This is a genomic window from Methylobacterium sp. PvR107, assembly GCF_017833295.1.
In the GTDB taxonomy this organism is placed as follows: domain Bacteria; phylum Pseudomonadota; class Alphaproteobacteria; order Rhizobiales; family Beijerinckiaceae; genus Methylobacterium.
Map to the genome: position 1 here is coordinate 163,948 of NZ_JAFIBW010000001.1, position 26,293 is coordinate 190,240.

29 protein-coding genes and 1 pseudogene are annotated in these 26,293 nt (G+C 67.2%); 11 read left to right on the forward strand and 19 right to left on the reverse strand.

Annotated features, from left to right (window positions below):
* Positions 1–29: 29 nt before the first annotated feature.
* The 11 genes and pseudogenes from fliR to JOE48_RS00750 form a co-directional block, all read right to left on the reverse strand.
* Complete coding sequence (gene fliR / locus JOE48_RS00700; RefSeq protein ID WP_210025946.1) at positions 30–776, reverse strand: flagellar biosynthesis protein FliR; 747 nt, start codon at positions 774–776, stop codon at positions 30–32.
* A gap of 6 nt (positions 777–782) precedes the next feature.
* A complete protein-coding gene (flhA, locus tag JOE48_RS00705; protein ID WP_210025948.1) occupies positions 783–2,873 on the reverse strand; it encodes a flagellar biosynthesis protein FlhA in 2,091 nt (696 codons plus the stop codon).
* Positions 2,874–2,993: 120 nt separating this feature from the next.
* On the reverse strand, positions 2,994–3,260 hold the full coding sequence (fliQ, locus tag JOE48_RS00710; RefSeq protein ID WP_192711184.1) for a flagellar biosynthesis protein FliQ: 267 nt from the start codon (positions 3,258–3,260) through the stop codon (positions 2,994–2,996).
* A gap of 278 nt (positions 3,261–3,538) precedes the next feature.
* The gene (flgD, locus tag JOE48_RS00715; RefSeq protein WP_210025950.1) at positions 3,539–3,952 is read right to left on the reverse strand and encodes a flagellar hook assembly protein FlgD; all 414 of its coding nucleotides are present in this window, start codon (positions 3,950–3,952) and stop codon (positions 3,539–3,541) included.
* A 44-nt stretch (positions 3,953–3,996) separates the two neighbouring features.
* Positions 3,997–4,419: a flagellar biosynthesis repressor FlbT gene (gene flbT / locus JOE48_RS00720; RefSeq protein ID WP_210025952.1), complete on the reverse strand. Its 423-nt coding sequence runs from the start codon at positions 4,417–4,419 to the stop codon at positions 3,997–3,999.
* Positions 4,416–4,763 (reverse strand): flagellar biosynthesis regulator FlaF, encoded by a 348-nt coding sequence (gene flaF, locus JOE48_RS00725; protein WP_210025953.1) that lies wholly within the window; start codon positions 4,761–4,763, stop codon positions 4,416–4,418. The genes flbT and flaF overlap by 4 nt, the downstream gene beginning before the upstream one ends.
* A 97-nt stretch (positions 4,764–4,860) precedes the next feature.
* On the reverse strand, positions 4,861–5,919 hold the full coding sequence (locus tag JOE48_RS00730; protein ID WP_210025954.1) for a flagellar hook-associated family protein: 1,059 nt from the start codon (positions 5,917–5,919) through the stop codon (positions 4,861–4,863).
* Between the two features lie 4 nt (positions 5,920–5,923).
* Positions 5,924–6,919 carry a FlgK family flagellar hook-associated protein gene (locus JOE48_RS30980; RefSeq protein ID WP_210035493.1) on the reverse strand — a complete coding sequence of 332 codons (996 nt, stop codon included), beginning with the start codon at positions 6,917–6,919 and terminating at the stop codon, positions 5,924–5,926.
* Positions 6,903–7,538, reverse strand: a pseudogene (gene fliI / locus JOE48_RS00740) (flagellum-specific ATP synthase FliI); the annotation flags it as partial. The pseudogene fliI and the gene JOE48_RS30980, both read right to left, overlap by 17 nt.
* A gap of 223 nt (positions 7,539–7,761) precedes the next feature.
* Complete coding sequence (gene flgF, locus JOE48_RS00745; protein ID WP_210025955.1) at positions 7,762–8,502, reverse strand: flagellar basal-body rod protein FlgF; 741 nt, start codon at positions 8,500–8,502, stop codon at positions 7,762–7,764.
* A 1-nt stretch (position 8,503) separates the two neighbouring features.
* Positions 8,504–9,922, reverse strand: coding sequence for a DUF1217 domain-containing protein (locus tag JOE48_RS00750; protein ID WP_210025956.1), 1,419 nt, complete (start codon positions 9,920–9,922; stop codon positions 8,504–8,506).
* Positions 9,923–10,097: 175 nt separating this feature from the next.
* Here JOE48_RS00750 and motA point away from each other — a divergent pair, with 175 nt between their 5' ends.
* The 6 genes from motA to flhB all read left to right on the forward strand — a co-directional run bounded on the left by motA (position 10,098) and on the right by flhB (position 14,929).
* Positions 10,098–10,985 (forward strand): flagellar motor stator protein MotA, encoded by an 888-nt coding sequence (gene motA / locus JOE48_RS00755; RefSeq protein ID WP_210025957.1) that lies wholly within the window; start codon positions 10,098–10,100, stop codon positions 10,983–10,985.
* A gap of 2 nt (positions 10,986–10,987) precedes the next feature.
* Positions 10,988–11,917: a flagellar motor switch protein FliM gene (locus JOE48_RS00760; protein ID WP_210025958.1), complete on the forward strand. Its 930-nt coding sequence runs from the start codon at positions 10,988–10,990 to the stop codon at positions 11,915–11,917.
* Complete coding sequence (locus tag JOE48_RS00765; protein ID WP_245252670.1) at positions 11,898–12,236, forward strand: hypothetical protein; 339 nt, start codon at positions 11,898–11,900, stop codon at positions 12,234–12,236. The genes JOE48_RS00760 and JOE48_RS00765 overlap by 20 nt, the downstream gene beginning before the upstream one ends.
* Positions 12,237–12,327: 91 nt before the next feature.
* Positions 12,328–12,720, forward strand: coding sequence for a flagellar motor switch protein FliN (gene fliN / locus JOE48_RS00770; RefSeq protein WP_210025959.1), 393 nt, complete (start codon positions 12,328–12,330; stop codon positions 12,718–12,720).
* Between the two features lie 14 nt (positions 12,721–12,734).
* Positions 12,735–13,763 (forward strand): flagellar motor switch protein FliG, encoded by a 1,029-nt coding sequence (locus JOE48_RS00775; RefSeq protein WP_210025960.1) that lies wholly within the window; start codon positions 12,735–12,737, stop codon positions 13,761–13,763.
* Between the two features lie 104 nt (positions 13,764–13,867).
* Positions 13,868–14,929, forward strand: coding sequence for a flagellar biosynthesis protein FlhB (gene flhB, locus JOE48_RS00780; RefSeq protein ID WP_210025961.1), 1,062 nt, complete (start codon positions 13,868–13,870; stop codon positions 14,927–14,929).
* 80 nt (positions 14,930–15,009) lie between these two features.
* Here flhB and JOE48_RS00785 read toward each other — a convergent pair whose 3' ends face one another.
* Complete coding sequence (locus JOE48_RS00785; protein WP_210025962.1) at positions 15,010–17,157, reverse strand: malate synthase G; 2,148 nt, start codon at positions 17,155–17,157, stop codon at positions 15,010–15,012.
* A gap of 145 nt (positions 17,158–17,302) precedes the next feature.
* Here JOE48_RS00785 and JOE48_RS00790 point away from each other — a divergent pair, with 145 nt between their 5' ends.
* Positions 17,303–18,202: a LysR family transcriptional regulator gene (locus JOE48_RS00790; protein ID WP_210025963.1), complete on the forward strand. Its 900-nt coding sequence runs from the start codon at positions 17,303–17,305 to the stop codon at positions 18,200–18,202.
* A gap of 225 nt (positions 18,203–18,427) precedes the next feature.
* Here the strand turns inward: JOE48_RS00790 and JOE48_RS00795 are convergent, their stop codons facing one another.
* From JOE48_RS00795 to JOE48_RS00815, 5 genes are all read right to left on the reverse strand, one after another.
* The gene (locus tag JOE48_RS00795) at positions 18,428–19,231 is read right to left on the reverse strand and encodes a class II aldolase/adducin family protein (RefSeq protein ID WP_210025966.1); all 804 of its coding nucleotides are present in this window, start codon (positions 19,229–19,231) and stop codon (positions 18,428–18,430) included.
* 202 nt (positions 19,232–19,433) lie between these two features.
* Entirely contained in the window at positions 19,434–20,717 is a 1,284-nt protein-coding gene (locus JOE48_RS00800; protein ID WP_210025968.1) for an amidase, read from the reverse strand.
* Between the two features lie 50 nt (positions 20,718–20,767).
* Positions 20,768–21,547 (reverse strand): SDR family oxidoreductase, encoded by a 780-nt coding sequence (locus tag JOE48_RS00805; protein ID WP_210025970.1) that lies wholly within the window; start codon positions 21,545–21,547, stop codon positions 20,768–20,770.
* Between the two features lie 90 nt (positions 21,548–21,637).
* Positions 21,638–21,865 carry a hypothetical protein gene (locus tag JOE48_RS00810; protein ID WP_210025972.1) on the reverse strand — a complete coding sequence of 76 codons (228 nt, stop codon included), beginning with the start codon at positions 21,863–21,865 and terminating at the stop codon, positions 21,638–21,640.
* Between the two features lie 211 nt (positions 21,866–22,076).
* Positions 22,077–22,214, reverse strand: a complete 138-nt coding sequence (locus tag JOE48_RS00815) for a hypothetical protein (protein ID WP_210025974.1) — start codon at positions 22,212–22,214, stop codon at positions 22,077–22,079.
* A 271-nt stretch (positions 22,215–22,485) separates the two neighbouring features.
* Between JOE48_RS00815 and JOE48_RS00820 the strand changes: the two genes are divergently transcribed.
* Positions 22,486–22,689, forward strand: a complete 204-nt coding sequence (locus JOE48_RS00820; RefSeq protein WP_210025976.1) for a hypothetical protein — start codon at positions 22,486–22,488, stop codon at positions 22,687–22,689.
* A gap of 57 nt (positions 22,690–22,746) precedes the next feature.
* On the opposite strand, the gene JOE48_RS00825 is transcribed toward JOE48_RS00820, so the two are convergent.
* Together JOE48_RS00825 and JOE48_RS00830 are read right to left on the reverse strand one after the other, a co-directional pair.
* Positions 22,747–23,217, reverse strand: a complete 471-nt coding sequence (locus JOE48_RS00825) for a hypothetical protein (protein WP_312893037.1) — start codon at positions 23,215–23,217, stop codon at positions 22,747–22,749.
* On the reverse strand, positions 23,214–23,723 hold the full coding sequence (locus tag JOE48_RS00830; RefSeq protein ID WP_210025978.1) for a hypothetical protein: 510 nt from the start codon (positions 23,721–23,723) through the stop codon (positions 23,214–23,216). The genes JOE48_RS00825 and JOE48_RS00830 overlap by 4 nt, the downstream gene beginning before the upstream one ends.
* A gap of 1,098 nt (positions 23,724–24,821) precedes the next feature.
* Here JOE48_RS00830 and JOE48_RS00835 point away from each other — a divergent pair.
* The 3 genes from JOE48_RS00835 to JOE48_RS00845 all read left to right on the forward strand — a co-directional run bounded on the left by JOE48_RS00835 (position 24,822) and on the right by JOE48_RS00845 (position 26,102).
* Complete coding sequence (locus JOE48_RS00835; protein ID WP_210025981.1) at positions 24,822–25,034, forward strand: hypothetical protein; 213 nt, start codon at positions 24,822–24,824, stop codon at positions 25,032–25,034.
* 132 nt (positions 25,035–25,166) lie between these two features.
* The gene (locus JOE48_RS00840) at positions 25,167–25,421 is read left to right on the forward strand and encodes a PilZ domain-containing protein (protein WP_210025983.1); all 255 of its coding nucleotides are present in this window, start codon (positions 25,167–25,169) and stop codon (positions 25,419–25,421) included.
* A gap of 444 nt (positions 25,422–25,865) precedes the next feature.
* On the forward strand, positions 25,866–26,102 hold the full coding sequence (locus JOE48_RS00845) for a hypothetical protein (protein ID WP_210025985.1): 237 nt from the start codon (positions 25,866–25,868) through the stop codon (positions 26,100–26,102).
* Positions 26,103–26,293 lie beyond the last annotated feature (191 nt).

Here is a 26,293-nt window from a genome sequence, read left to right on the forward strand (position 1 = left end):
GCCGCGTTCGGAGGAGCCGTGTCTGCATGTCAGCCCCTTCTCAGCCAGTGCTCGTATTCGAGGATGAACTGGCCGAGCATGTCGCTCGACAGGACCATCAGCAGGAGAAACCCGCCCAAGAGGATGAACGGCGTCGCGATGAAGAACACCGGAATCTGCGGCGTGAGCTTGTTGGCGAGACCCAGGGCGAGGTTCACGATCACCGAATAGACCATGAACGGGCTCGTCAGGCGCAGGGCCATGAGGAAGGCCGCGGTGGTCCGATCGACGAGACCCGTCAGCATCGGCTGCGCGCCGAACGGATTGCCGGCTGGGATGCGGTCATAGGAGGCGACCAGGCCGCGGAAGAGTTCCCAATGCAGGTCCATGGTGAAGACCAGGACCGTCGCCGCCATCATGATCAGCGAGCCGACAAGCAAGGCCGCCTCGTTGTCGGCGACCGGGTTCCCGGGGATGCCCCCGAGGCCGATCATCGTCGCCAGGCCGTTCATCATCGTTTCGAGTGCAAAATAGAAGGACCGGCCGAAGAACCCGATGGCGAGGCCGGTGAGCGTCTCGCACCCGATCCACCAGAAGGTGTCGGCCGGCGCGGCATTCCGCAGGCTCGCGCCGAATTTCGGAAGCAGCAGCGGCGCGACCGCCAGGGTCACCGTCAGGGCAATGAGCAGGCGGATGCGCGGCGAAACCCGTGTGCTGGACAAACCCGGGGTGACCAGGAGGCAGCCGCCGACGCGGCAGAAGATCATGAAGATCCCGAGGATCGTCTCCGGAATCATCGGCGGTCAGGAGATCGTGCCGAGCGACTTGATCTCGACCCCACGGGCGATCTCGACATGCGACAGCACCGCGATCGTCGGGAACAGCCGCTCGATGATCATCCGCACGTAGCTTCGGACCTCCGGTGCGGTGACCAGGGCGAATTTGTGGGCCGTCTTCATGTGGGACCGGATCGCTTCCGAGGCCTCGACGCCGAATTGCTCGATCAGACGCGGGTCGATGTCGACCTCGACCACGTCGCCCTTGCTGTCGCGCTTGAGACCCTGGTGGAAGGTCAGGTCCCAGCGGCTGCCGAGCCGCAGGACGCTGAGGACCCCGTTCTCCGCGAGATCGCCGCAGATCTGCTGCGCGATCCGCAGCCGGACATGCTCCGCGATCTGCTCCGCCCGGCGCGCGTGCGGGACGATCTCGGCGACGGCCTCGATGACCAGGTGCAGATTCCGGATCGAGACCCGCTCGGCCAGCAGCAGCTTGAGCACGGCCTGAAGACCCGAATACGAGATCTGCGAAGGACAGATCTCGTCGACCAGGCGCTTGTACTCACCATCGAGGCGATCGATGAGCATGCGCAGATCCTTGTAGGAGAGGAGCTGCGGCAGGTTGTTGCGGATGACCTCGCTGACATGCGTCAGCATGACGGAGTGCCAGTCGATCGGGCTGAAGCCTTCGCGCCGTGCCTCCGGGGCGTAGGTGTCCGGCACCCAGACGGCACGCATACCGAAGGCCGGCTCGCGCACCTCCTCGCCCGTGAGGGCGGGCATCGGGCCGTCGCCCACGACGATCATCATCTCGCCGGGGCGGACCTGCTGCGCCGCGATGACGGTCCCGTGGATTGCGATCTCGTAGCTCTTGCTCGGCACGGAGGCCGACTCGATCAGCTTGATGTCCGGGACCACGAACCCGTATTGCTGAGCGAATTTCCGGCGCATCCGTCCGACCCGATGGGCCAGCTCCTGCTGCGCGGGCTGCATCTGCACGGCGAGGTGCTTGCCAAGCCGCAGCTCGATCTCGGCCGTCTTCAGCGACTCCCTCACGGCCTCGCTGTCCTGGCGTTCGAGAAGCAGCTGCCGCTCCTTGGCCTGTGTTGCGGCCTCGACCTTGGATTGCGCCTCGGCGAGCCGCCGCGGGATCAGGTAGGCCACGGTGGCCATCAGGATGCTCAGGATTGCGAACGGCACGAACGGCATCCCGGGCATGATCGCGAAGACCGCCATCAATCCGGCTGAGACGAAGAGCGCTCGTGGATAGGCACCGAGCTGGCCGAGGATCGCCTGCTCCGCGGTTCCGCGGGTTCCCCCCTTGGAGACCAGGAGGCCCGCGGCCAGCGACACGATCAGCGCCGGGATCTGCGAGACCAGGCCGTCGCCCACCGAGAGCTTGGTGAAGACGTCCGCGGCCTTCGCCAGCGGCAGGCCGTGGCGGGTGACGCCGATGACGATCCCGCCAAAGATGTTGACCACGATGACGATCAGGCTGGCGACCGCCTCGCCGCGCACGAATTTCGAGGCCCCGTCCATGGACCCGAAGAACGCGCTCTCCTCCTCGAGTTCGCGGCGCCGCCGCTGCGCCTCCTTATCGTCGATGAGGCCCGCCGAGAGATCGGCGTCGATCGCCATCTGCTTGCCCGGGATCGCGTCGAGGGTGAAGCGGGCCCCGACCTCGGCAATGCGGGTCGCGCCCTTGGTGATCACCAGGAAATTCACCGTGATCAGGATGGCGAACACGACCAGGCCGATCACGAAGTCGCCGCTCATGACGAACTGCGAGAAGCCCTGGATGACGTGGCCCGCCGCATCGACGCCCGCATCTCCGTTGGCGAGGATCAACCGCGTCGTCGCAATCCCGAGGGCGAGGCGCAGGAGCGTGGCGATCAGCAGGATCGTCGGGAAGGACGAGAATTCGAGCGGCTTCTGAATCCAGAGCGCCACCATCAGGATCAGTACGGACAGCGCGATGGACAGGGCCAGCCCGATGTCGATCAGCACCGCGGGAACAGGCAGAAACAGCACCGCGAGGATCGCGATGATCCCGACGGCGAACCAGACATCCCGCCGAACTCGACCGTCCGGCGCGAGGGCTTCCAGGGCTGCTGCCACGCTCTCAACCCTTTCCGTCTCGCTCGTACTTCTGGATCACCAAGCTTGCGTCTGGATTGCGCCTGCCGCCCGCGCCCAGACGATACGGCCCGAAAGCCGGGCTCACAGTCCCGGGGACGCTCAGAATCCGGAGATGATCCGGCCGTAGACCATCTCGGTAAAGGCGTAGATCTGGCCACCCATGAAGGAGCCTGTGACGATCATCACGATCAGGACCACCACGATCTTCGGGACGAAGGTCAGGGTGACTTCCTGAATTTGGGTGAGCGCCTGGAACAGAGCGATCAGGACACCCACGACCATCGCTGCACCGACCGCAGGCCCGGAGGCGAGGATGATGGTCCAGATCGCGGAACGGACGAGTTCCAGGGCGTCGACCTCGTTCATGAGACCGGCCGAGGATGGGTGGAGGAGCCCATGTCAGAGTCTTGGCGCGGCGGAACTGAACGTTCCGAAACAGGCGTACCAGCGAACAGCGTCAAGTCAGGCTCTCATCTCTACGAAAAATAGCCTGTCGCGCACCGCCCGTGCACAGCATGCAGTTCGTCATCACAACGTGATCTCCGAAGCACGGCGGTTGCAGGAGGGCCCGAGGCTCAGGCGCCGCCATCCGAATCTGAACACCCATTGCCTTTGGCGGCCCTCGATTCGCGGAGGAGCTTATCCTACGAGACGGTCATGCCGGGTTCGTACGGGACATCCTTGCCGTTATCGAGATGAGCGAGCAGCCCGTTATTGGCCACCTGGACTGAGATGACCGTGCCGGTGACCGACTTGTCTGCAGAGGTCACCGTGTGACCGACCAGACTTCCAGCTTGCGACAACGTCGAAGACGTCAGGAGCGCGTCGAGCTTACTGTTGATATTCACGCTCTGCTCGACTTGTGAGAATGTCGCGAGCTGTCCCATATACTCCGTCGATTTCATCGGATCGGTTGGGTTCTGGTTTTTCATCTGAGCCAGAAGGAGCTTGAGGAAATTGTCGTAGTTCAACGTCGTCTGCTTCGCGGCAGCGGCGGTGCGGTCCGGCGTCTTGGTCGACAGGGACTGAGAGGCGACATTCGTGGCGGATACAGGCATGGTTCGATCTCCATCCGATTTGGACGCTTGTGCCTGGTGACGCCTCAGGCAACCTGATGGGTGAGCGTGTTCATAAGCTGAGGCGATTGCGGGCTTTCCGGCTCGAAGAGTCCCCGCAGGACTCGCAGCGCTTCGAACGGGCGGCCGGAATCGAGGAAGGACCGGGCCGTGCCGAGGGCGGACACGGCCTTGGAGTCAGGATTCTGGGCTACGATCGCGCTGTCGACCTCGTCGTAGGCCTGGCGGACCTGATCCGCGTTGCTCGGATCGATCAGCATGGCCTGCGCGATGAAGTAGAGCTGACGAATCGGCGTGGTCGCTTGTTCGGCCTGCAGAACGTGTGCCTCCAACAGGAAGGTTGCATCGTTGAGCAGCTCGATCGTCACCTTGCGATCGACGCGGAGAACAGCTCCGTTGATGAAGATCCGCTCATGACCGCGCAGGCTGAGATTGATGGAGCGGCTCATTGGAGACCATCGCGAATCAGCGTGTTCACGTAGATCAGCGGCTCGAACCCGGTCGCGTCGCCGCGGAGAATCTGATCGGTCCGGCTCATGTTCCACAAACCGATCGAGATCAGGTCAGCCCGCAGCTCCTTGGGCAAGCCGTTCTCCGGATTCGCGAGATCGTCGATCAGAAGGCTCCAGAGGCGCTGCAGGAAGCTGGTGGCTTCCCGGCGCAGCGCCTCGGGCGCATCGGCGGCTTCGGCCCGCTTCATCAGGTTGATGGCGCGGTCGAAAGCCGCGCGTTCGCGCTCCCGGGCAAGGGCGGGCGAGTCGTCCATCATCTCCGCGTAGGACGCACCATACATCGCAAGTATGCCTCTCTGATAGTGATAAGATCAGTTCTTAAGAACTGATATCTGGCAAAATTCAGATCGTTTCTGTTGTTGAAATAGATTTTACCGATCAGATATAATCTAACAGGCTCAACTTGCTGACCTGACCAGTCAGGGAATAAGCAACTTTGAGTTGCGCCTCCAGATTCTGGGTCCGGGTGATGACTTCTTCCGAGTCGACCGCTTCAAGTTTTCCGAACCCCTCCGTCATGATGTTCTTCTGCGCGTCGATCTGTTTGCCGACTGTGCCGATCCGCGCTTGGACGACGCCGATATCCGCCTGGATGTCTTTGACGCCCAGGGTCCCCGAGTTCGCCAGGCTGCGTAATTTGTCATAGACGACATTCTGCGTGGCGGGACCCAGACTGGCCAAGCCGATGTCGGATGCCAATGTATACAGCATCGCGAGTTGCCGCAGCGGCTTGGCATTGGTGTTGACGGAGCTCTCAACCGTCTCGTTGCGGGTGATTTCGCTTTTGATATTGGTGTCCGATGCCGAAGACCAGTTTTGTTTCCATTGATTGTCTTCAAAAAGCTGCGCAAAGCGACCGCCATCCTGAAGGAAATGCTCCATCTGGGCAGGGGTGATGTTGCTTGTATCCGGCTGCGTGCCGACCGGGACGCCGAACTCGTCCTTGAAGGCTTTCTGAAAGGCTGTCTTGGCGGCGGATTGCGGCGACGCCTCGTAATCGGCAATCGGACGCTGTCCCGTGTTGATGCCTCCGAACAAGTATTGGCCGCCGGTCGACGTGTTCAGGTCGCCGATCAAGGCCGAGAGCTTGGTGGCCGCCATCTGCGCGACGACGGTCCCGCTGGTATCGGTCAGCTTGCCGGGCGTCGTCAGCGCGAGAAAGGCTTCACCGTCCGTGCGGACGCGGTCGAGCGCGTGGTAAGAGCTGTCGAGACGCACACCTGTCAGATCGTTGCGCTTGCTCTGAGCATCGAGATTGTCGACTTCCTGCCGCAGGTTGAGGCTGAGCCCCGTCCTGTAGCCCAGCTCGAGACCGACATCGGCGAAGCGGCCCTTCGAACTCTCGGCGACAGCCTTGTCGAGATCGGCCTGAATCCGGGACACATTGGACCGCGGCGTCTTGAGGAACGTCGCTGTGGAGATGAAGCTCGCTTTCATCGGACTACCTCACCGCATCGAGGAGTGTTTGGAGCATCGCATTGACCGTCGCGATAAGCTTGGCCGACGCGGCGTAGGACTTCTCGAGCTGGAGCATCGTGGCGACCTCGTCGTCGCGGTTCACGTCCGTGGCGTTCGAGAGCGCCGTCGAGGCGCTGTCCAGGAAGGCCGATTCGTTGTCGACCTGGACCGACGCGGCTTTGCGGGCCGCTTCCAGCCAGCTCGCCGAGGCCCCGGCCGCCGTCTGCAGCGATGTCGACAGCGGTAGCTCCGAGTCGGACGGAAAGGCGCGATCCGCGCCCAGCGCCGATCGAAGGGCAACCAGGTGAGCCGTGAACGAGGCCGCGTTCGTGCTGTTGTACAGATACTGCGCGCCCGCGTTCATCCCGCCGTCGCGCAGCGTGAACGGATTGCCGCCCTGCTCGGGATCGGCGGCCGTGTTCACGCGGATCGTGCTCGCCAGCCCGACGGCTCCCGCCGCCGGCAGGGCCGAATGCCCGTCATCGGTCAGCAGACCCGCCAGGGCAGTCCCGGTCACGACGGTGTTGTCCGTCTCGGCGAAGGCGTTGATCAACCCGCCGGCGATCGCGTCGAGCTGCTTCTGATACGTGATCGCGATCTCGTCGCGCACGGCGATCTGTCCGACGATTTGCCCGGCCTGGAGGGGCATCACGGCGCCGTTGCCCGTGACTTGGACGCTGTCGATGAAGACGGCCTTTCCGACCGTCCCGGCGGCGAAGTGCGCGGTCGGCTCGAAGGTCACGCGTCGCGGCCCCTGTTCGTAGAGCGGCGATCCATTATCGGCGTAGATCGCCATGTCATTGTCGGCGCGGACAGCCGTGCTGATGCCGATTTCCTCGGACAGCTGCGCGAGGATCTTGTCCCGCCTGTCGAGGGCATCGCTGATATCGACCTTGCGCGCCGTGCCGAGCACCACCTCCTTGTTGGCCTTGTCGAACTGGGCGAGCAGATCGTTGATCGACTTGACCGATGCATCGATCGGCCCCCAGCGTGTAGCTGCCCATCAGCCGCAGGTCCCGCGAATCCTCATAGCGCGCGATCAGCATCTTGAGCGTGCGCACGAGTTCGCGCTGCTGCGGGGTCCAGGCCAGGTCGGCCAAGCGGGAGATCGAGCCCAGCAGGTCGATCGCCGGATAGCGGCCCTGGTCGGCGATGGCCCGGTCGAGCACGATGTGTCCGTCGAGGGTGCCGCGGATGCTATCGGCCACGGGATCGTTGTGGTCGTCCCCGTCGATCAGGACCGAAAAGATGCCGGTGATCGTGCCCTCGCCTTCGCGACCCGGCCCGGCCCGCTCCAGCAGGCGCGGCAGATCGCCGAAGACGCTCGGCGGGTAACCGCGCGCCACGGGCGGCTCGCCGGCCGCAAGCGCCACCTCCCGAGCCGCGTGGGCGAAGCGCGTCACCGAATCGAGCACGAGCAGGACGGATTGGCCCTGGTCCCGGAAGTATTCAGCGACCGCGAAGGCGAGCTTCGGCGCCTGTCGGCGCATCATCGGGCTCTCGTCCCCCGTGGCGACCACGACGACCGCGCGCGATCGGCTCTCTTGGATCGGTCCCTCCAGGAACTCCCGGACCTCGCGCCCGCGCTCGCCCACCACCTCGCCGTCGATCGGCCGGTCCCGGCTCTCGATGCGCATGCGGTCGCCGAGCCGCAGCAGCGGCAGGTCGATGCGGACGCGGCAATGGCCGAAGCCGATTTCCCGCACGGATCCGCCGATCCGCACGAGGGGATGAGTGTCGCGGTCTTCCAGCGCGTCCGCGAGGCGGTCGAGCGCGTTCATGCCGAAACCCGCGTCGCCGAGGCCCGAGGCATCCGGCGGCCTACGCGGATGGGCCGAGGCCGCGGATCGCATCCTGCAGCGACGATTCCGACTCCGCCACGGCGGCTGCCGCACTCTGGAAGGTGCGCGTGATTTCGATGAGCCGCGACATCTCCATGATCGGATTGACGTTGGCGCCTTCCTGGAAGCCCTGCTGAACCCGCACGGTGGTCTCGTCGCGCTGGTTGAAGTCGAGGATCGGCCGGCCCGGGATGTCCGACGCCACCGCGCCGCCAGCGACGCGCGTGAGCTTGGCGGCCGGATCGAGGCGGAACACCCCGAGCGCGCCGATCTGGTTGGCGCCCTGGGATATGATCCCGTCCTGACCGATTGTGAGCGGCGCCCCTTCCGGATCGACCGTCAGGGGCGACCCGCCGGGATCCAGGATCGCGCGCCCGTTGAGATCCTGGAGGTCGCCCGCCGCCGTGACCTGCATGCGCCCGTCCCGGGTATAGACAGGACCCCGCGGCCCCCGCACGGCCAGCCAGCCGTCGCCCTGAAGGCCGACATCGAGGGGCGAGTCGGTCTTGGTCAGCGGACCGGCCTTGCGCGACAGAAACGCCTCGCCCGGCGTCGAGAAGGCCACCTCGCGGTGCCCGGCTTGGGACAGGATCGTCTCGAACTTCACCTCCTCCCCGCGGTAGCCGGCCGTCCCTAGATTGGCGACGTTGGTTGCGACCGTGTTCAGGCGCTGTTCCAGAGCGACCTGGGCGGACAGGGTGACGTAGAGCGACGATTGCATATCAGCGGCCTCCCTGCCGGATACCCTGCAGCTTGAGAAGGACGTCCGGGTCGAGGCCGGAACTGGAGCTGTTCAGCAGCGACAGCGCCGGTGTCGACGCCGTGTCGTTCTTGGCGTCCCACAGGATGGTGAAGCGCTTGATGAACTGATCGAGCTTGACCGGATCCTTGAGGCTCGCGACAGAGAACTTGCGGTTGATCAGGTTGGCCTGCCCGTCGATGCTGCTCTTTGCCGCCTCGGGCGGAAGGCCGAGCGTGGTCCGAACGACTTCGGCCAGGGCCGGGTCGGCCAGGAAGCCGTACGCCGATGTCACGGTCGGTGCCTTGCGGCGGAAATACAGGGCGAGCCTCACACCCTCGTTCTCGTTGCCGGCCTCCGACTCGAGCGTCTTCTGGACATAGGCGTCGACCGTGGCCGCGCGGCTTGCATGCCGCGCATCCTTGAATCGGCCGAGGATCTGGCTGAGCTTCTTGGGATCCTGCAGGCTCGCGACATCGAGCTTCTGGCCGATCAGCTTGGCCTGCTCGTCGGATCGCCGCGCGCTCGTGTCGGCGGGGAGGCCGAGCGCGGTCACGACCACATCCGTCAGCGCCGGGTCTGCGACGATGTCCTGGGCCGTGTGGACAGCGCTCGCCTTGTCTCGAAAATACTCTGTCTGCTTCTCGAGCTCGGCATCCGAGTCGGCGTAGGTTCCGGCCGGCCGGAAGTACGGATCGACAACGGAGTTTCTGCCCGCATAGCGGACCTCTATGAATTTTCCGATGAATGTGCTCAGCTTATACGCATCCTGGAATGTATCAGGGTCAAATTTGCTCTGGATCTGCTCTTTCTGCGTCGACACATCGTCGTATTCGGACGCTGGCGGTAGGCCCACCGTCATTCGGACGATCTGAGAGAGCTTGGAATCTTTGACGATGTCGTCGAGATCGATGCTCAGTACCGACATGTCTTGAAGGTATTGAATGGAACTTTGAGTTTGCGTGTCGTAAGTGGCCCTTTTTTGCGCCAAGGTCTGCTTCGGAGCCATCTTGTCGAGAATGTCTTGAATCTCGGGGTCGTCGGACCGCTCTACCCTGTTCGGATCGTCACCGAGAGTCCTGAAGTTGAAGGCGGCCGCGAAATCCCTGTAGCGCTCGTCCTGCAACCGGGTGACCAGGACACGGCCGTTCGCATCCGCTTCACCCAGGAGGACCTTCCTCATGAAGCCCTTGGCGTAGATCATGTCGTCGAGGCCGAACGCCTTCATGGCGAAGGTGTAGAGCCGGGTGTTGCCGAGAAAGTCGTCAACCGTCTTGACCTGACCGATATGGTCTTGAAAATATTTGATCTCGTTCTTCGACGCCGGCTCCGAGGCGGTCCGGCTCAGGGATTTCTGCAGATTTGCTGTGATCGATCGATAATCAGTGAAGGTCGAAAGCATGGGGCGGGTCCTTCATCTGCGGGGTTGCCCCATTCTGGGTTCGTGAGCTTGCCTGGACCTTGCTCGCCTCTCGTCTGTCCACGCGCTGCTGGGGGCGCAGGGGCGCTGCTCCAGCCCTGCGCAAGCATAGCGCTCTAGCCCGGGACGGATCGGAACGGGTTTGGGGACGCGGCGCGTGGGTGTTGTCATCGGCTTGCTGATTGCGGTCGCCTGCGTCGGGGGCGGCTTCTCGGCGATGGGCGGCCACCTGACTGTGATCTGGCAGCCCTTCGAGTTCATCATCGTCGGGGGGGCGGCCACCGGCGCCTACATGGTGGCCAACTCCTCCAAGGTCGTCGTGGACACCGGCAGGGCCCTTCTGGAGGCAGCCCTCGCGCGGGGGCCGAAACGGGACGATTACCTGGCGTTGCTCGGCCTGCTGTTCGCGCTGACGCGGGAGCTGCGCTCCAAGCCGCGCAACGAGGTGGAAAACCACCTTGAGAAGCCCGATCAGTCCGAGATTTTCCGGGCCTACCCGCGGGTGACGCGGGACGAGGAGCTGACCCAGTTCATCTGCGACTACATCCGCCTCATCCTGATCGGCAACGCGCGACCTTACGAGATCGAGGCGCTGATGGAGGAGGAGATCGCCACCCATCGCGGCGACAAGCTGAAGGTGTACAGCGCGCTGATGAGCATGGCCGACGGGCTGCCGGCGCTGGGCATCGTGGCGGCGATCCTCGGCATCGTGAAGGCCATGGGCGCCCTCGACCAGTCGCCCGCTCTCCTGGGAAGCCTGATCGGCTCCGCTCTGGTGGGCACCTTCACGGGCATCTTCGCCTCCTACACGGTGGTGGCGCCCCTGGCCAACAAGGTGAAGGCCACCCGCGACGCGCAGGCGCGGGTCTACGTGATCGTGAAGCAGACTCTGCTGGCCTACATGAATGGCGCCCTCCCGCAGATTGCCGTCGAGCACGGCCGCAAGGCGATCACGGCCGCCTATCGACCGACCATCGACGAGGTTGAGAACGCGACGATCACGGGCTTGCCGCGCGGCGAAACCGTCCTGCGTGAGGCGGCCTGATCATGGACCGTCAGCAAGTCGTCAACGACATCCGGGATCGGCTGCTCGACGCGGCCGGCCTCTCTCTCGAACGCCTGCCGATGCTGCACGTGATCCTCGACAGGGTCGCGACCTTCTGTGCGGATCAGCTTCGCCATTTCGCGGCCTCCCCGGTCTATTTCTCGCTGAGCAACGTGGAAAGCCAGCGCTTCGGGGACATTCTCGAGCCCTACGAGTCGAACGCGATCGCCGGCATCTTCCAGGCGCCGGAATGGGATAGCCACATCCTGGTCGGCTTCGACCGTGACTTCATCTTCACGATGGTCGAGGTCCTGCTCGGTTCCGACGGCTCCGAGCCACCCCTCGACGAGGAGCGCTCGTTCTCGAACATCGAGATGCGGATCGCCCAGCGCCTGTTCGATCAGATCGGCAAGGCGATGCAATCTGCCTTCGCGCTGGTGGCGGACACGCCGTTCAAGCTCGAGCGGACCGAGCTGCGGATGGATTTCGCAGTGATCGGCCGCCGGAACAACCAGGCAGTCGCGGCGAAATTCCTCCTACAGGCGCTCAACCGCGGCGGCGAGATGTTCATCGTCATCCCGCAATCCGTCCTGAATCCGATGCGCCAGAGCTTGGCGCGTATCTTGGTCGGCGAGAGTTCGGCCCGAGATTCCCGGTGGACTCGGCAGATCGCCGGCGAGGTGCAGAAGACGCCGGTCACGCTGAAGGCCATCCTGGAGGAGAAGCACCTGACGCTGGGCGCCCTCGCCGCTCTGGAGGTCGGTCAGGTTCTGGAGCTTCGCGCAACCCCCCGCAGCCGGGTCAAGCTCGTCGGCAACGACCGGGAGCTGTTCTGGTGCGATGTCGGGCAGGAGGATGGTGCGATCGTGCTGCGCGTGGACCGCTTCATCGATCAGGACCAGGAGTTTATCGATGATGTTCTCACTCGCTGAGGCCCTGCTCTTCGCCGCGTTGGTCGCGACGACCGCTTGCCTCGTGCCGATGTACATGCGGCTGAAGCGGCTGGACCGTTATCATGCGCAGTATCGGGACATGGTGGATTGGAGCGCCTCCGCCCTGGTCGGCGCGAGCAATGCCGTCCAGTCCTTCGCTCAAGACGGGCGGATCGTCCTCGAGGATCTCAGCCGGGAGATCGAATCCGCCAAGGCGGCGCTGGCCGAATTGCGGGCCGAGCGGGCCAGGCTGATGAGCTCCGCGCAATCCGCCGCCGGCCACGAGGCCACGGTTGGCGGGAGCCTGACCAGCGCCTGACGCCGGCCGCCGGCACCAGAACCTCTCCGCCCGACGGTCGCCGGTTTCGGCGACCGTCGGCGCGAACCTTCCCTTCGTTGAGGAGCACGTGATGTCCCCCCCCTCAGACCAGCCGAATGCCGGGTCCGGGCATGAGAGCAGTCATAGCGAGAGCTTGTTCGCGAAGATCGAGGCCCAGGCCAAAGATCAGCGCGCGCAGGACGAGCACCTGGGCAGCGGCCGGAACCTCGATTCCATCTTGCGGATCCCGGTCCTGATGCAGGTGGTCCTCGGCTCGGCCACGATGCCGGTCTCCAACCTGATGAAGCTTGGGCGCGGCGCGATCGTGCCCCTGGACCATCGCGTCGGCGAGCCTGTCGACGTGGTCGTGAACGGCCGGGTCATTGCCCGGGGCGAGGTGGTCGTGGTCGAGGACGACAACTCGCGCTTCGGCGTCTCGCTTACCGAGATCGTCGGCCCCGCCTCGGCCGATTCCAACGGCTGACAGGAAGCATCGCCATGGCCGCAGGCACCGTGACCACGGTTGGTCGAAGAGTCCTGACGCCCGCCGAGGAGGTTGCAGCCGTCCTCATCGCGATGAACAAGGACACGGCCAGCCGTCTCGTCAAGTATTTCGACAGCGCCGAGCTGAAGCAGATCACCCGCGCGGTCTCGCAGCTCGGGCCGGTTTCGCGGACGCAGCTGGAAGTCATTGTCGATCAGCTGGCCGCGTTCTTTGCCGACGGCGCCAACCTGATCGGGACGGCTCGCCAGATGGAGAAGCTGCTGGAGGGGGTCCTGGCGCCCGAACAGATCGCCGACATCATGTCGGACGTGCTCGGTGCCGGTGAGCGCTCGATCTGGGACCGGATCTCCAACGGCTCCGAAGCCGCCTTGGCGGGCTACCTGATCAAGGAACACCCGCAGACGGCGGCTCTCATCCTGTCGAAGGTCAAGCCGGCTTGCGCCGCCAAGGTGATGGCGCAGCTGCCGGCCCCGATCCGCAATGGCATCATGCGGCGGATGCTGACGTTCAAGCCGATCGTCGATGCGACGATGAAGATGATCGAGCAGACGATCCATGAGGACTTCATGATCAATCTGGCGCGCAACGCCGCGGCGGATACCCATTCGCGGATGGCGGACATCATCAACAAGATGGAGCGCCAGAGCATGGAGGAGGTTTTGGACAACCTCACCCAGTCGCGTCCGAAATCGGCCGAAATCCTGAAGAGCCTGCTCTTCACCTTCGACGACATCATCGCGATGACGCCGCGGGCGCGCACGACGCTGTTCGACCAGATCCCGCACGAGAAGGTCATCCTCGCGCTGAAGGGCACGAGCGGTCAGCTGCGGAATGTCGTGCTCAGCGCCCTGACCGCCCGCTCCCGGCGCCTCGTCGAGCACGAGCTGGAGGGCGGTGAGCCTGCGTCGCAGCGGGACGTGCTGGAGGCCCGCCGCGCCATCACCGATCAAGCCCTCGAAATGGCGGCGCGCGGCGAGATCGAACTCAGTCCGGCCGATTCGGACGAGACCTACTTCCGCTAGCGCCGTTCCGGCTCAGGAATGGCCCTGAGCTTTCCTTCTGACGCGTCCTCTCCGCCGAAGCGGTCGCCGGCTCGGCGGGGAGCACTGGAAACCGGTCCGCCGCCATGTCCGACGACAAGGAGAGCAAAACCGAGCCCGCGAGCGACAAGAAGGTGGGCGAAGCGATCACACAGGGGAACATCCCGTTCTCGCGGGAGGCGCCCGTCTTCGCCTCCATCCTGGGCTTGCTGATCTTCCTGGTCTTCGTGGCGCGGGACCAGGGCGTTCCTTTCGTCCGGCGGCTCGCGTTGCTTCTGGAGCAGCCGCGGAACTTCAGCGTGGAGACCAGCCGTGACGCGACGCGCCTCGTCCACGCCCTGGCTCTGGAGATGGGCCGGTTCCTGCTGCCGATTCTGGTGATCCTGCTCGTCTCCGGGATCGCCGCCTCGATCTTTCAGAATGCGCCCCGCATCGTGTTTGATCGGATCCAGCCGCAATGGTCCCGGCTTTCGCCCGCCAGCGGCTGGAACAGGCTCTTCAGCTTACAAGGATTCATCGAGTTCGGGAAAAGCCTCTTCAAGTTCCTCGCGATTGGCGGCATGTCCTACATGGTCCTGCGGGCTGACCGGCACGAGATCATCAATATCATGTTCGTGGATCCGATCGGAGTGCCCGAGTTCTTGCTGGCCCTGTCGGTCCGGCTCGTCTCGGCCGTCAGTGTGGCGACGATCGCGCTGGTCGCCGGTGACTTGGTCTGGACCCGGATACGCTGGCAGCGTGACTTGCGGATGTCGCGGCAGGAGGTCAAGGACGAGTTCAAGCAGCTCGAAGGCGATCCGCTCGTCAAGGCGAAGATGCGCTCGCTGGCGCAGGATCGCCTGCGCACGCAGATGATGGCGGCGGTCCCCCGCGCCACGATGATCCTGGCCAACCCAACGCATTATGCCATCGCGCTGCGCTACGACCAGGGCGAGAACGATGCCCCGATGGTGCTGGCCAAGGGCAAGGATCTCATCGCCCTGCGCATCCGGGAGATCGCCGAGAAGCATCGAATCGAGGTCGTGATCGACAAGGCTCTCACCCGGGCGATGTACGACCATGTCGAGATCGACCAAGCGATCCCGGCGGAGTTCTACCGGGCGGTGGCGAACCTCCTCGTCTACGTCATGACGCGCAAGGGACGCTGAGAGGAGGGCGGGCACCCCTCCGCCGTCTGCGAGGCGCCGGCGCGATCGTGTCCGATCCACCGGCGCCGAGGCGGCGCGCCTCACGCGGCAAGGCGCTTCGCCTCCCGGCGGAACCGGTGCAGCACGAACTCGGTGTAGCCGTTCGGCTGCTGTGCCCCCTCGAACACCAGGGCTGTCGCCGCCCGGAAGGCCGGCCCGTCGAAGTCCGGGGCCATCGGCCGATAGGCCGGATCGCCGGCGTTCTGGCGGTCGACGACGCCCGCCATCCGCCGCAGCGCCGCCTCGACCTGTGCGCGGTCGACGATCCCGTGGCGCAGCCAGTTGGCGATGTGCTGGCTGGAGATCCGCAGCGTGGCGCGATCCTCCATCAGGCCGACCTCGTGGATGTCGGGCACCTTCGAGCAGCCGACGCCCTGGTCGATCCAGCGGACCACGTAACCCAGGATCCCCTGGCAGTTGTTGTCGAGTTCCTCCCGCACCGCCTCCGGCGCGAAGGCGCCCTCGGCGAGCGGCAGGGTCAGCATGGCGGCCCGGGTCGCGGGCGCCCGGCCGGCGAGGTCCGCCTGGTGGGCGCGCACGTCGGTCTGATGATAGTGAAGCGCGTGCAGCGTCGCGGCGGTCGGGGACGGGACCCAGGCGGTGTTGGCCCCGGCCTCGGGATGGCCGCCCTTAGCCTCCAGCATCGCCGCCATCCGGTCGGGGGCGGCCCACATGCCCTTGCCGATCTGCGCATGGCCCGGCAGGCCGCAGGCGAGGCCGGCATCGACGTTGCCGTCCTCGTAGGCCTGGATCCAGGCGGTCGCCTTCATGGAATCCTTGCGGACCACGGGGCCGGCCTCCAGCGCGGTGTGGATCTCGTCGCCGGTCCGGTCGAGGAAGCCGGTGTTGATGAAGAACAACCGGTCGGAGGCGGCCGCGATCGCCGCCTTGAGGTTGAGCGTCGTGCGCCGCTCCTCGTCCATCACGCCGATCTTGAGCGTCCGCGGCGCGAGGCCGACCAGCGCCTCGACCCGGCCGAACAGCTCGACCGCGAAGGCGACCTCCTCGGGGCCGTGCAGCTTGGGCTTGACCATGTAGACCGAGCCGGTCCGGCTGTTGCGGAGCGGACCGGTGCCCTTCAGGTCGTGCAGGGCGATCAGCGCGGTGACGGCCGCGTCGAGGATCGTCTCGGGGATCTCGGCGCCGTCGAGGGTCACAGCATCCGTGTACATGTGATGGCCGACATGCCGGACCAGCATCAGCGACCGTCCCGGCAGGGTCAGGCGCCCGCCGTCGGGGGCCGTGAAGGTGCGGTCCGCGGCGAGGCGCCGCTCGACCGTGCGGCCGCCCTTGGACAGGCTGGCGGTGAGGTCGCCGCGCATCAGGCCGAGCCAGCTGCGATAGACCGCGACCTTGTCGGCCGAGTCCACGGCGGCAACCGAATCCTCCATGTCCATGATGGTCGAGAGGGCCGCCTCCAGCACCACGTCGGCGATGCCGGCCGGGTCGGTGCGGCCGATCGGGCTCGTGCGGTCGATGACGATCTCGATGTGCAGGCCGTTGTGGCGCAGCAGCAGTGCGGTCGGCGCCTCAGGTGTGCCGGTGAAGCCCGCGAAGTCCGCCGGGCCGGTCAGGCCGGCGCTGCGGCCGGCGCCGAGGTCGATCGCGAGGCGGCCATCCGTCACCGAGAAGCCCACGGCATCGGCCCAGGAGCCGACGCTGAGCGGCGCGGTCGCGTCGAGGAACGCCTTGGTCCTGGCCACCACCGCCGCGCCCCGGGCCGGGTTGAAGCCGGTGCCGGGGGCGAGGTCGCCGTCCTGCGGGATCGCGTCGGTGCCGTAGAAGGCGTCGTAGAGGCTGCCCCAGCGGGCATTGGCGGCGTTCAGCGCGTAGCGGGCATTGGAGATCGGCACGACGAGCTGCGGCCCGGCGACAGCGGCGATCTCCGCGTCCACGTTCCCGGTGGTCACCTGCACGGCCTCGGGCTCCGGCTGCAGGTAGCTGATCCGCGTCAGGTGGGCCGCGTAGGCCGCCGGGTCGTGCGGCTGGCCGCGATGGTCGCGGTGCCAGGAATCGATGTCGGCCTGCAGGCCGTCGCGCCGGTCGAGCAGCGCCCGGTTGCGCGGTGCGAGATCGCGGACGAGCGCCGCGAAGCCCGACCAGAACTGGTCGGCCGAGAGGCCGGTCCCGGGCAGCGCCTCCTCGGACAGGAAGGTGCGGAGGTCCTCGGCGACGACGAGACTCGACATGGCGATCTCCAGGGATGCAGCGGGCGCCGTGCGTCAGAAAAAATCGAACGGCCCGTGAAAATTTTTTGAGCCCCAAATCGATAGACCGCTTGGAATCCGCGAAAAAGGCGGCAAAAGGGATTTGATTCTTTCCGTAGCGTTGAGAATGCACGACCAGAGCGACCTCGAGATCTTCGCCCGGGTGGTCCGCACCGGCAGCCTGACCCAGGCCGGGTCGGAACTCGGCCTGTCGGTGGCGGTGGTCTCGAAGCGGTTGAAGCGGCTGGAGGAGCGGCTTGCCGTGCGCCTGCTGCACCGCACCACCCGGCGCGTGGCCCCGACCGATGTCGGGGCGGCCTTCTTCGAGCGGATCGCCCCGATCGTCGACGCCATCGCGGAGGCCGAAAGCCTCGTGTCGCAGACTGCGACGCGGGCCCGCGGCACGCTGCGGGTGACGGCACCGAGCTCCTTCGGGCGGCTGCACATCGTCCCGCACCTGCGGGCCTTCTTCGCCCTCCACCCCGACGTGGTGCTCAACCTGGAGCTGAGCGACGATTTCGAGTCGATCGTCGAGCGCGGCTACGATCTCGCGATCCGGGTCGGCGCGCTGGAGAGTTCCGGTCTGACGGCGGTGCGCCTCGCGCCGGTGCGGCGGGTTCTCTGCGCGCGGCCGGGTTACCTCGACGCGGCGGGGCGGCCGCAGAGCCTCGACGACCTGCGCGGCCATGTCTGCCTCGCCACCGAGAACCAGAATCCGTGGCGACTCATCGGGCCGGAGGGGCCCTGTACGGTGAGCGCGTCCGGTCCCCTGCGCACCCATTCCAACGAGGTGGTGCGCGAGGCGGTGATCGGCGGCCTCGGGATCGCGCTCCGCTCCACCTGGGACGTGCACGCGGAGCTGCGCGACGGGCTTCTGGAGGTGGTGCTGCCCGCTTATACGGCCGCGGCCTCGGCGGGCATCTTCGCGGTCTATCCGAGCCGGGCCTTCGTGCCGGCCAAGACCCGGGCGTTCATCGCGTTCCTGAAGCAGACCTACCGGTCGAGCCGCGCCTGGGCGGCGGGGTGAGGCGCGTGCCGCGGAGTCTCGCTCCTGCAGGGACGGGAGCGCCCGATTGACGTCCCATACCCTCTCCGGTCGATGCCTGCGGCACCGCCGTCCCTGCGCGCGAAGCGAAGCAGGCCGGCAGCGCCAAGCTGGCCGGAATCGCGCTGCCCTGGGTCACTTCGCTCCGGTCGCGATGACGGAGAGGGTCGCATCGACCGAGCTGTTCAGCCGGCGACCGTCCCGCCCTCACCCATGTGCGAAGACATCCGGATCGGTCCGCGCCAGCATCCGTTTGAATGCCGCCCACTCGTTGTCGGGGGCCCCCTGGACCACGACACGGTCGTAGCCGGCGGCGTATTGCCCGGCGGTCTTAGTCGCGATGGCGGACGAGGGCCGGATCACCGGCGCGCCGGCCGCCTGGATCGCCAGCTGCGCCCGGCACGAGCGCTCCATGTTGTGCATCAGCCGGAACGCCTCGCCGACCGTGCGCCCGCAGGTCAGCAGGCCGTGATTGCGCAGCACCATCACGGGCTTGTCGCCGAGGTCGGCCACCAGCCGCTGCCGCTCGTCGAGGTCGAGGGCGATGCCCTCGTAGGCGTGGTAGGCGACGCGCCCCGTGAACTGCATCGACCACTGGTTCAGGGGCAGCAGCCCCTCTTCCTGGCAGGAGACCGCCACGCCCGCCACCGTGTGGGTGTGCAGCACGCAGATCGCGTCGTGGCGGGCGGCGTGGATGGCGCTGTGGATCGTGAACCCCGCCGGGTTGATGCCGAGCCCCATCGGATCCTCGAGAACCCGCCCGTCGATATCCACGGTCACGAGGTTCTCCGGCGTCACCTCCTCGAAGCGCATCCCGTAAGGGTTGATCAGGAACCGGTGCCCGCGCCCCGGCAGTCGCGCCGAGATGTGGGTGTAGATGCTGTCGTCGAGGCCGAGGCGGTGGATCAGCCGGTAGGCGGCCGCGAGGTCGACGCGCATCGCCCGGATTTCGGCAGGAGCGGCGGGATCCGCGTCCCGGTCCGCGACGATCGACTGCGTGGCTGCGCTCATGCGTCGGCTCCCTGCCGGTCGGCCCAGTCGGCTCTCCGGGACCGCCGCCCGGCTCAGGCGGTCCCGCGATCCGGGCGCTAGGGGGCGGAACGAGGCCCAGGCCCGGAATCGTCCGCAGGGTGCACCACGGGGGATCGCCGGGCAATGCGCCGCGCGCAGGTCGATGCGCTTGCGATGATGACGCGGCGGGGTGACGACGGCCTCAGCCCGCCAGCGCGGCCTCGATCCCGGCTCCGATCGCCAGCAGCCGGCGGTCCTGGCCGTGCCGGGCGAGCAGCATCAGCCCCGCCGGCCGGGACAGGCCCGGCATCGGCAGGGACAGGCCGGTGAGGTCGAAGAAATTGCCGAAGGCGGTGTTGCGCAGCATCAGGCGGTTGGCCGCCAGGAAGGCGGCATCGTCGGCCTCCAGCGGCGCGATCAGCGGCGCCGTGGTGGCGGTCGCCGGAAGCACCAGCACGTCGAGGGGGGCGAGCCGCCGGTCGAAGGCGGCGATCAACGCGGCCCGCCGGCGCATCGTCCGGATGTAGCCCGCCGCCGTCGCATTCCGGCCGGCCACGATCCGGCGGTGGACCCGCCTGTCGTAGCGAGCGGCCTCGCGGTCCAGCCAGTCGGCGTGGATCGCCGCGGCCTCGATCGCCGCGATGGAGCCGTCCGGCAGCGCCGCGTCCATGGCGGCGAGGAGGTCGTCGACCGGGTGGTCGACGATTCGGGCACCGCTCCGGGACAGGTTGCCCAGCACCTGCTCGAACGCCTCGGCGACGAGCGGCTCCGTCTCGGTGAACAGCAGGCCCCGCGGCACGCCGATGCGCAGGCCGGCCACGGCGAACGCCTCTACCGGCGCGGGCTCCTCGCCCGCCATCACGGCATCCGCGGCCGCGCAATCCGCCACGGTCCGGGCAAGGGGGCCCAGGGAGTCGAGGGAGAACGACAGCGGGAAGGCGCCGTCCAGCGGCACGCGGCGGGCGGTCGGCTTGAAGCCCACCACGCCGTTCAGCGAGGCCGGGATCCGCACGGAGCCGCCGGTGTCCGAACCGATCGCGATGTCGCTCGTGCCCTGCCCCACCGAGACGCCGGCGCCCGATGACGATCCGCCCGGGATGCGCGCCGGATCGGCGGCGTTGCCGGGGGTGCCGTAATGCGGGTTCAGGCCGAGTCCCGAGAAGGCGAATTCCGACATGTTGGTCTTGGCCAGGATCACCGCCCCGGCCCGGCGCAGGCGCGCCACCACCGGCGCATCGGCCCGCGCCGGGGCCGCGTCCGCCAGCAGGATCGAGCCGGCGCGCGTGGTCTCGCCCGCCACGTCGAACAGGTCCTTGATCGAGACCATCGCACCGTCGAGGGGGCCGAGGGAGAGCCCGTCCCGGCGCCGCGCATCCGCGGCATCCGCCGCCGCACGGGCCTCGGCGGGGTAGAGCCGCGTGAAGACCGCCGGGTCCCCCTCCCCGATCCGGGCCAGACGCTCCTCGACGGTTTCGCGTACGCTCATGATCCTCACCGGACGACAGACCTGCGCGCCTTGCAAGCGGGAGGCCCGCCTCAGAACGTGCCGGGATAGGCGCCGCCATCCATCAGCAGGTTCTGCCCGGTGATGAAGCCCGCCTGCTGGCTGCACAGGAACGCGCAGGCGGCGCCGAACTCGTCGGGGCGGCCGAAGCGGCCGGCGGGGTTGTCGCGCGCCCGCGCCTCCAGAAACGCCTCCACGGTGGTGCCCGCCTTGGCGGCACCCGCTTCGGCGTTGCTGCGGATCCGGTCGGTGTCGAAGGGGCCGGGCAGCAGGTTGTTGATCGTCACGTTGTGCCGCACCGTCTTCCGGGCGAGGCCGGCCACGAAGCCGGTCAGGCCCGAGCGGGCGCCGTTCGACAGCCCGAGATGCTCGATCGGCGCCTTCACGGCGCCGGAGGTGATGTTGACGATCCGCCCGAACTTCCGGTCAATCATCCCGTCGACCGTCGCCTTGATGAGCGCGATCGGCGCCAGCATGTTGGCGTCGAGCGCCCGGATCCAGGCGTCGCGGTCCCAGTCGCGGAAATCGCCGGGCGGCGGGCCGCCGGCATTGTTGATCAGGATGTCGGGCTCGGGGCAGGCGGCCAGCGCCGCGGCCCGGCCGGCCTCGGTGGCGATGTCACCCGGCACGAGGGTGACGGCGGCACCCGTCGCGCTGCGGATCTCCGCGGCGGTCCGCTCCAGAATCTCCGCGTTGCGGGCCGTGATCGTCACCGCGACGCCCTCGCGGGCCAGCGCCAGGGCGCAGCCCTTGCCCAGCCCCTTGCTCGCCGCGCAGACGAGCGCCCGGCGCCCGTTCAAGCCGAGATCCATGGGAAGCCTCCGTGAACCGGCCCTCGCCGCGAGGGCACCCGCCGCGTCATAGCGCGCCCGCGCCGGCCGTCGAAAGCCGTGCGGCGCCGTTCAGGCACACTCGCTGTAGCCGGACCGCTCGGCCTCCTGGCGCGCCAGGCTCAGGACGCGCCGGCGCGCCTGGCTGTCGCCGATCGCCAGCCAGTGCCGCACCAGGGCGAAGAGCTCGCCGGCATCCCCGTCCGGCGGCTCGTCCAGAAAGGTCTCGGCCGGGACGTTCAGCTCGCGCGCGAGCTGCTCCAGCAAGGTCCCCCGGCGGCCGAGGGGGCGGTCCCGCACGGGCCTGCTGGGCTGCGGCGGAGCCGAAGGCACGATCGTGAACACGGTCATCCTCTAGCAATGACGGCGGCGCCGGAGGGGTCTCGCCCCCTCGGCGCACGGTGAAGACATCCTTACGGCGCCCCGCGAAACACCCGGTTACCCGGGACCTTCCTCCGCCCGCGCGGGGTCGGCGGAAGGTCCGGGGGCGGCTCTGCGCGGCGGTCGGCGCCTACCACGTACGCAGGTCGCGGATGCTGGGCGCATCGACAAATTCATCCCTCTCCGGAGCGACGAAGCCGGCCCACAGCAGGGCCGCCGCCCCGGTGACGAGCGCGAGCGCGGTGCTGAGGACGAGGCTGAGTGTCACGGCCATCCTGCCGGGCAGACGGCGTCGAACCGACGCGAGGCAGGTTCAGTGTGTCAGAAGATGTGTTGTCGCGAGCTTAAATAGGTTGGTCGCATTGCGGTTGCCGTCGGGCCGTCGTTGACAACGTTCCGGCCGCGCGGCCGGAGGGCTGCCTTCATCGGGCTGTTACCGGGCGGGACTACGCGCAGCCGGCGCGAACGCTTCCGCAGGGAATTGCCCGATGCCGGCCTAGTATTGCAGCAGCCCGCTCGACCCATGCGCGGAGCAGACGGTGCTCGTGATCTACGAGGATGATCGTCCGCTCGCCGCGATCCGATCCGTCGTCGACGCTGCCGGGCACGACGTGCTGCCGAAGCTGTCCGACGCCTGCATCCGGATCCTGCAGCTCGAGATCGCGGTGTATCACGGCCGCATCGAGCCCTACGCCTGGACGCAGCACGCTGTCGACGTCGTGGCGTCGCCGGCGGTCGTGTAGCCGCGCCGCGTCACGCCGCCGGGGGCGTTTGCCGCCCGGGCCTGCGCCGAGATCCGCTTACGGTTCGGAGACGTCCTGGGTCAACGCGCCGAACTCGCTGACCATGCATTCGTGCATGCGGCGCAGCCAGGCTCGGGCTTCCGTGGTCTGCGCCTCCGCCCGGTCGGCCCGTTCGCCCGCCGTGCGGGCCTGCTCCTCGGCGCGTTCCGCCCGTCCGATCGCCTCGCGCAGCAATCCCTCGGCGTGCCGGGCCCGGTCTTCGGACGCGCGTGCCGCCGCGTCGGATTCGCGCATCGCGCGCCGGGCATCCCGGACCGAATCCTGGGCGCTCTTCTGCAGAGCGCGCACCCGGGTCGCGACACCGCGGACGGCGGCCAGGGAGGCCGACCAGTCCTCGCCCTCGGCGGGGGCAGAGGGCACGGGACCGGAGAACAGCGCCACGACCCGGTCGATCGGGTCGGGTGTGCCGCCGCGCAGCCCGAGAGGGCCGGCCGGCGGCTCGACCGCAATTCTTGCCAGGCTGCTCACGCGGCGGCCTGATTGGCCAGATCCGAAAACTCGGCCATGATCGCGTCCTGAACGCGCCCGAGCCACGCCTCGGCGTTCTGGGCCCGCTCCTCGGCGACAAGAGCGCGCGCCTCGGCCGCCTTGGCGCGTTCCTCGGCGGCGATGACCTGCGCCTCGGCGCGCACCTGAGCGTCGCGGGCCTGCATCTCCGCGATGCGAGCGCGTTCATTGGAGGCGTTGATGTCCTCCCGAACCCGTTCCAGCACGTGCTCGATGCGCTCTTCCCGCTCCCGAGCCTGCGCCTCGATCTCGCGCGCCTGACGGGCGGCGGCCTGTACGCGGTGGATCAGCGCATCCCAATCCTGCGGCGGCGATTGCGGCGTCGGAATCCCGGTCTGCGCGTGCATCGACGTGACGACGCGCAGGACGCTGCCGAGGTTGGCTTCGGACGCAACGCTCGGTTCACGTGCGGTCTTGTCGACGGGCCGGAACCGAGGATCGCTCAGAAGCTTCTGCAGCTCACTCACGGAACGCGCACTCCAAGTCCGCAAAAATCTTAGCTGACTAAACCGTCTATAATAGTTAACAAATCGTTAATACGTGGAATGTGTGGTATTTGACCTTTAGCGAAGGCAATTGTCGGTACGTTTACGGCCCGCTTCGTTGGTCGCGCGGTTCGGCCCAGGGCTGGCTCCACGCCGTCGCGGTGGATCCCCGGAGATGCGGGATCACGAAGGATGGCCGCCGCAGCCCTGGGCGTCGAGCCGGTCGCGGACGTGCCTCTCAGAGCGGCCCGCCCGTCGCATCCTCACACGGCGTCACGATGTCAGAACGCGCTGCCCCCTCCGCGCTCGTCCGGCCCGGCGGATGCGATGCGGGGCGTGTTCGCGCGCACGCGGTTGCGGCCTCGACAGCCATACGTGTCTGGCCTGACCCGAAACGCCCGGCGAGGTCCGCTATGACCGCTCCCCAAGTCGTCGCAACGATCTTCTTCATGATCTCGATCGGATCGTTCTCTGCGCTGGTCCTGATGGCGGCTGCGTCGGCGATGCTAGACGCAGTGGACGCTGCCTGCCGCCCCCGCCGCTCGGGCGGCCGCAGCGTCGGCCCTTGGTCGCACCCGCATTTGGCGTGTCGGGTGCGCCAGATGGCGCTTGCGCGGATCGAACTGCGGTAGCGGGGCGCGCCCCGCTCACACGCGCGCCTCAGGGCTGCCGTCGCTTCTGATTCTGCTCCACAGCAGGTCGATCCGGAGCGCTTGAGCACGCGTCGGGGTCAGCCGCGCGCATCGTAGTCTCGTTACCATCCGTGGCCTTCGCCACCATCGTGGCAGCACGGTTCGCCCCGCAGGAGGCGTGACCATGGCCGATGATCCGAAGGGAACGACACCCGAAGACCTCGCGCCTGACCGCCCGCGTCCGACCCCGCAGGGTCACGGCAGCGGCGCGGTGTCAGGCGAGGACAGCACGGACCCGAATGGCGGGGCCAGACAGGGCCAGGGCGACGAGGCGGAGGGTTGAGAGCCTGTTGAGGCCGATCAGGCCGAATGCGTCGAATTGGTGGGATCCACCAAACGGTCTGGTCACTGGCCGCGTGCTCAGAATCTGCTTTGGGAGGTTCGAGTCATGACGATTTCTACCTCGATCAACACGGTCGGCGTGGTTCGTGCGACGGAGATGATCCAATCCGCGCGCCGCGACGCGGCGCTCCAGCGTGATCCGCGTCCGCATACCGTCTCGGTCGAGATATCACGCCTCTCCGACACCCTTGCGCTGGAGCAGGATGCCGGGCGCTCACGGCCAGCTTCACAGCGGCGCGTTGTGGATATCACGGTCTAGAAAGGTAGTTTTACCTGCGGCGTCTATGTTCGGTTAAGCATAATCTGAGAGATTTATTCGATCGAAATCTGCTTCTAACGGGTTCGGAGGAGAGGATCTCTTTCAATACCTTCGGTTGCTTCAGGAATCAGCATGACGAGTGAAAAACGCCTGTCGGGCAGGACAGAGTGCTTCAGCGCCGGCCACATCGTCGCCGAAGGCAACGACAGACGGCTGCGATGCCTTGTCTGGAACATGTCCGACACCGGTGCACTGGTCGAGGCTGGCGAGGATGATGCCGTGCCGGAGACATTCACCCTGGTGACGGCGATCGACCAAGCCTCGCGGCGTTGTGCCGTCGTCAGGCGTACCGGCGCACGGTTCGGCGTGGTGTTCACGGATGCCTGAGCCTGCCCTGTGAACCACCACCGGTTTCGGGTACTCCCACCCTGTCCCGTGGAACGGTCTCAGTCACGCGGTCGGCACAGGCTGACGCATGAGGGGACGGTCCTGGCCTCATCCGTACCGGGCCGGTTCGTCCCCGTCTGCAGCCACGCGCCGCGGGCAGGCGAGTTCCACATGCACGACGCTCGTCGCCCCCGGGTCGACGGATCAGCGATAGCCTCGGACGGCGTCGCCGGCGTGGCGGTGTTCGTCCTCTGGCGGTGGCGGGCGTGGCTGCGGAGCGCGCTTCGTCACGCCGCCGCGGTGCCGAGGCGGGGGCGAACGATAGCCGGGACAGGACGGGATGGTTGGGGCGGTCTCGAACGTCTACTCCCTGCAGCTTCGTGCCGCCCTCGTCGTCGAGGCGGCACGCGAAGGAGCGGCTTCGACACGCATGCGGTGTTCCCGATGTCGCGCGACACGCTCGTCTCCCTGGCCCTGGCGGCAGCCTTCACGCTGGGGTGCGTCGGCATCCATGGTGCGCGCAAGCATCCGGACGCCGTGACCTTGGCCCTGGTCCTGCTGCTGGGCTTCCTCGCGACCGTGTATGTTGGCCAGCACGTGAAGCTGGATGCGCGTCACCCCACCTGGCAGCACGAGGCCTCGCACCCGTGGATACCGCCGGCCTCGCATCCGACGATGTGAGCGGCCCCGCATCGTCTTGCCGGTCCGGCCGGTCGCCGGAGGGCCCGCCACGGGGACATCGGGTCGCGCGGGCGCGACCGCTCGGGATGCACGGCCGAGTAACCCGAGGTCGCTACGATGACCGCCAGGCGGCGGGCAGCCCCGTGGGGTGACGGCGAGCGCCCCCGAAGCTGCACGCGGCAGGGCTGCCG

Bases quoted from the DNA above. Each gene is read 5' to 3' on its own strand.
- fliR (WP_210025946.1), bottom strand. From the start codon at position 776: ATGATTCCGGAGACGATCCTCGGGATCTTCATGATCTTCTGCCGCGTC.
- fliN (WP_210025959.1), top strand. From the start codon at position 12,328: ATGTCCCCCCCCTCAGACCAGCCGAATGCCGGGTCCGGGCATGAGAGC.
- JOE48_RS00765 (WP_245252670.1), top strand. From the start codon at position 11,898: ATGATGTTCTCACTCGCTGAGGCCCTGCTCTTCGCCGCGTTGGTCGCG.
- flgF (WP_210025955.1), bottom strand. From the start codon at position 8,502: ATGCAATCGTCGCTCTACGTCACCCTGTCCGCCCAGGTCGCTCTGGAA.
- JOE48_RS00840 (WP_210025983.1), top strand. From the start codon at position 25,167: ATGACGAGTGAAAAACGCCTGTCGGGCAGGACAGAGTGCTTCAGCGCC.
- JOE48_RS00775 (WP_210025960.1), top strand. From the start codon at position 12,735: ATGGCCGCAGGCACCGTGACCACGGTTGGTCGAAGAGTCCTGACGCCC.
- JOE48_RS00845 (WP_210025985.1), top strand. From the start codon at position 25,866: ATGTCGCGCGACACGCTCGTCTCCCTGGCCCTGGCGGCAGCCTTCACG.
- JOE48_RS00760 (WP_210025958.1), top strand. From the start codon at position 10,988: ATGGACCGTCAGCAAGTCGTCAACGACATCCGGGATCGGCTGCTCGAC.
- flhB (WP_210025961.1), top strand. From the start codon at position 13,868: ATGTCCGACGACAAGGAGAGCAAAACCGAGCCCGCGAGCGACAAGAAG.
- JOE48_RS00785 (WP_210025962.1), bottom strand. From the start codon at position 17,157: ATGTCGAGTCTCGTCGTCGCCGAGGACCTCCGCACCTTCCTGTCCGAG.
- JOE48_RS00790 (WP_210025963.1), top strand. From the start codon at position 17,303: ATGCACGACCAGAGCGACCTCGAGATCTTCGCCCGGGTGGTCCGCACC.
- JOE48_RS00750 (WP_210025956.1), bottom strand. From the start codon at position 9,922: ATGCTTTCGACCTTCACTGATTATCGATCGATCACAGCAAATCTGCAG.
- JOE48_RS00835 (WP_210025981.1), top strand. From the start codon at position 24,822: ATGACGATTTCTACCTCGATCAACACGGTCGGCGTGGTTCGTGCGACG.
- flbT (WP_210025952.1), bottom strand. From the start codon at position 4,419: ATGAGCCGCTCCATCAATCTCAGCCTGCGCGGTCATGAGCGGATCTTC.
- fliQ (WP_192711184.1), bottom strand. From the start codon at position 3,260: ATGAACGAGGTCGACGCCCTGGAACTCGTCCGTTCCGCGATCTGGACC.
- JOE48_RS00800 (WP_210025968.1), bottom strand. From the start codon at position 20,717: ATGAGCGTACGCGAAACCGTCGAGGAGCGTCTGGCCCGGATCGGGGAG.
- JOE48_RS00795 (WP_210025966.1), bottom strand. From the start codon at position 19,231: ATGAGCGCAGCCACGCAGTCGATCGTCGCGGACCGGGACGCGGATCCC.
- flgD (WP_210025950.1), bottom strand. From the start codon at position 3,952: ATGCCTGTATCCGCCACGAATGTCGCCTCTCAGTCCCTGTCGACCAAG.
- flaF (WP_210025953.1), bottom strand. From the start codon at position 4,763: ATGTATGGTGCGTCCTACGCGGAGATGATGGACGACTCGCCCGCCCTT.
- JOE48_RS00730 (WP_210025954.1), bottom strand. From the start codon at position 5,919: ATGAAAGCGAGCTTCATCTCCACAGCGACGTTCCTCAAGACGCCGCGG.
- JOE48_RS00805 (WP_210025970.1), bottom strand. From the start codon at position 21,547: ATGGATCTCGGCTTGAACGGGCGCCGGGCGCTCGTCTGCGCGGCGAGC.